The sequence below is a fragment of the Desulfobulbus alkaliphilus genome (assembly GCF_016918545.1).
Taxonomy (GTDB): Bacteria; Desulfobacterota; Desulfobulbia; order Desulfobulbales; family Desulfobulbaceae; genus Desulfobulbus; species Desulfobulbus alkaliphilus.
The window spans coordinates 1-410 of sequence record NZ_JAFFQC010000356.1; the positions used below are offsets into that span (position 1 = coordinate 1).

At 68.8% G+C, this 410-nt stretch carries 1 pseudogene; it reads left to right on the forward strand.

The features are described from left to right. Positions 1-410 (forward strand): annotated as a pseudogene (locus JWG43_RS18920) (hypothetical protein); the annotation flags it as partial.

A 410-nucleotide genomic window follows, 5' to 3' on the forward strand; every position in this document is an offset into this window, starting at 1 on the left:
GGCCGTGACCAACCTGCTGGCCATCGCCCGCCACGGCCAGGGCGCCTCGCGCATCAACGTGGGCGAGATGCACGTCAACGAGACCCCCAACATCATCCCGGCCAAGGCCTGGCTGCGCGGCGAGACCCGCGGCGAGAACGGGGACATCAACGGCTATATGCTGGCCGAGGCCCGGCGCGTGGTGGATGGCGCGGCGCGCATGCACGGCTGCCGCAGCCGCTTCCTGTGCCAGAGCCACTGCCCGGGCGCCATGTCCAGCCCCGAGCTGGTGGATCTGGTGGAACGCACGGCCCGGGATATGGGCACCTTCCACGAAGTGCGCCGCAAGGCCGATTTCTGGGCCTCGGAGGATTTCGGCTGGTTCATGAACAAGGTGCAGGAAGACGGCGGCCTGGCGGCCTATCTGCAAC